A 3246-nucleotide genomic window follows, 5' to 3' on the forward strand; every position below is an offset into this window, starting at 1 on the left:
AGGTAAACAACTATTAGCTCCTAACTTCCCCTCCTGGGAGGGGGAGGGGCGAGGGGTGGGTTGACTCCTAAGAAATAACCTAGTTATTTGTAGCAAATATTGATCAAGTTGGTATTAAACCACAGTGCAACTCAACACAAAATTCTATCTACATATTCTGTGCTGCGGATAAGTTCCGAATATCATACCTCAACCAAACCTACTAAAAGTTGGGGAAACCTGCAACGCCTCAAAAAAGGGTGGTGGTGCATAGTAATGCTAGAGAGAGTGTGGGGAGATGGGGACCCACCCCTAACCCCTCCCCCTCCGGTAGAGAGTGTATGGGAGAAATTAAAAAATATATATCTTCACCAAAACCCATACAGGACTACCCAAAAAAGAACTGTGGGGAAATAAACTATTAGCAGATGCAGAAAAATTATTAGAAAATTCTCAGATATAGCAATGTGCGCTGGCATATTTACAAATTTCAGGAGGTGTCCAATAGCTAAAAGTCTTATATTATCGGCAATTTATTCCCCCTATTGCCTTCCGGAGCTGTTGCCTGTTGCCTGCGCGCAGCACTATAAAAACTTTACCAAAAAATTGTGGTCTAAAGTCTCCCCTTTTAAGAGGATAAAAAAAGAGAATATTCCTGATGTCAAACCTCCTGATTGCAGAGTTACTGTTAACGCAGTTCCTCAGTTAGGAGGCTAACTGATAACTGAAATGACCCACCGCCTTCTGTGAGATTGTACGTTACGCTACTGAACTGAAATGACCCACCGCCTTCTGTGGGATTGTACGTTACCCTCACGCTCACACACCCTACTGAACTTCTGACTTATGAATTATAACTTATGACCTCCGTGAAGAGCATGACGGAGGCTTTAGACCAAGCTTTTTGTTAAAAACTTGCATATACTTAAGTAGAATTAACTAAAAGACTCCTGATGATTGGCTAATATATAATACCCCACCGAATAAGTAAAAACATTAAATAAACCTAAAAATTTAATATCATCTAGTCATCATGTCAACCCTCAGTCCTTGTGAACCAAAATATCTAGAACTCAAAAATAGTCTCATCCAAATACGAGACCTAGAAGCCGCCGTCTCCATACTAAACTGGGACCAAACCACCTATATGCCCACCGGAGGCACTTCTGCCAGAGGACGACAAATAGCCACTCTCAAAGAACTTGCCCATGAAAAATTTACCGACCCATCCATAGGTCAACTCCTCCAAGACCTCCGCCCTTACGAACAAAGCCTCCCCTACGACTCCACCGAAGCTAGCCTGATCCGTGTTACTCGCCGAGACTACGAGCGCGCCATCCGAGTCCCTTCAGAATTCATGGCCAAATTTTGCCAACATCAAGCTACCGCCTACGAAGCATGGGTCAAAGCCAAATCTCTCAAAAACTTTTCCCTAGTACAACCATATTTAGAAAAAACATTAGACCTAAGTCGAGAACTAGCTTGCTTTTTCCCTCACAAACATATTGCCGATCCTCTCATTGACTTTGTAGACGAAGGCATGACAGTTTCCATACTTCGCCCTCTGTTTCGCAAACTACGCCAAAAATTATTACCCATAGTAGAAGCCATTACCTCCGGCCCACCTATCAATGATTTTTACCTCCGCCAATATTATCCAAAAGAACAACAACTTAAGTTTGGACGTACTGTGACAAAGCATATTGGCTTCGACTTTCAAAGAGGCCGACAAGACGAAACGCCCCACCCCTTTACTTCTAGCTTTTCAATTGGGGATGTTCGTATTACCACTCGCGTGTATGAAAATAACTGTACCGAAGCTCTATTCAGTACAGTCCACGAAGTAGGCCATGCTCTCTATGAGCAAGGTATTGCCCTAGAATTAGAGGGAACGCCCCTTGCTGAAGGAACCTCAAGCGGTATCCATGAAAGTCAATCCCGATTATGGGAAAATATGGTAGCTCGTAGTCGATGCTTTTGGGAATGTTTTTATCCCCAACTACAGGGTATTTTTCTCAAACAGCTTAGTTGTGTTTCTGTTTCGGAATTTTATCAGGCTATTAATAAGGTTGTTAAGTCACCCATTCGTACTGATGCTGATGAAGTAACCTACAATCTCCATGTAATGATTCGATTCGATCTAGAGTTGGCCATGTTAGAAGGGAAATTAGCTGTTTGTGACCTTCCCGAAGCCTGGAATGAGCGCTATAAAAAAGATTTAGGTATAGTTCCTGCTAATTATAGTGAGGGAGTCATGCAAGATGTGCATTGGTATGGTGAAATGATTGGCGGAATGTTTCAAGGCTATACTTTGGGTAATTTAATTGCTGCTCAAACTTATGAAACTGCAGTGAAGCCTAATCCAGAAATTACTGTTGCTATTGAACAAGGTAATTTTACTCTTTTGCATAAATGGTGAAAGCATAATATTTATCAACATGGTCGCAAATATACTGCGAAAGAATTAATTGACAGAGTAACAGGTAAACCTTTAAGTATTGACCCATTTATTCGTTACATTCAAAATAAGTATAGTGATATATATTCTGTTAAATTAGCTCTTGTTGCTTGAGGGAAAGCAAATTTAAAATAAGGAATTGAAGTTAAAATTATTTTGGAAATAATCGAAATATAGCAATTCCCAAAAAGAGTGAGGTACAAAATTCGTTTGCTTTAGGCAACAGGCAACAGGCAACAGGCAACAGGGAAGAAAGATAAAAGTACCTCACGCTTACTGAGAAACGCTATATTTTCTACAGTTCCTTGTTGCCACTTCAATTATCAGTTATCAATTATCAGTATCTCCTGTAATAGGAAGGCTTGAAAATACGGAATTCTCTTTTCTCTTGGTCTCATGGATATGGCGTTCCCTTCGGGACCGGAGGAAAGGGGAGACTTGAGATGTTATTTTTTGTTCAAAAAAATATAGCGTTTCTCAGTCTAATGAGGTGCACCTATCTTTAATTTGTCTTCTGTTTCCTGTTCTCTGTTCCCAGATCCGGTGTTCCCTAAAAACAACGAATACGCGTACCTCGCGCTTCTTGGGAATTGCTATAGCGTTTCTCAAATTAGTGAGATACAGTTGTTTTTCTTTTTTTCCGTCCCCTTTTTCTCGAATTACTACTCCCTACTCCCTAAAACAAACGAATTTTGTACCTCACTCCTTATGGGAATTGTTATATACAAATAAGAAATAATAATTTTGGATATTAGTATAAAAGATGTTAATATTAGTTAGGGCTTGCTGATTAAATCTAAAAGGATTGA

1 protein-coding gene and 1 pseudogene are annotated in these 3246 nt (G+C 40.2%); both read left to right on the forward strand.

The features are described 5' to 3' along the window. The first annotated feature begins 209 nt into the window (after window positions 1–209). The gene (locus F6K13_RS25140) at window positions 210–404 is read left to right on the forward strand and encodes a hypothetical protein (protein ID WP_287288723.1); all 195 of its coding nucleotides are present in this window, start codon (window positions 210–212) and stop codon (window positions 402–404) included. A gap of 608 nt (window positions 405–1012) precedes the next feature. Further along, window positions 1013–2551: pseudogene (locus F6K13_RS25145) on the forward strand (carboxypeptidase M32). Window positions 2552–3246: the final 695 nt, after the last annotated feature.

The organism is Okeania sp. SIO2B9 (assembly GCF_010672505.1).
GTDB lineage: Bacteria > Cyanobacteriota > Cyanobacteriia > Cyanobacteriales > Microcoleaceae > Okeania > Okeania hirsuta.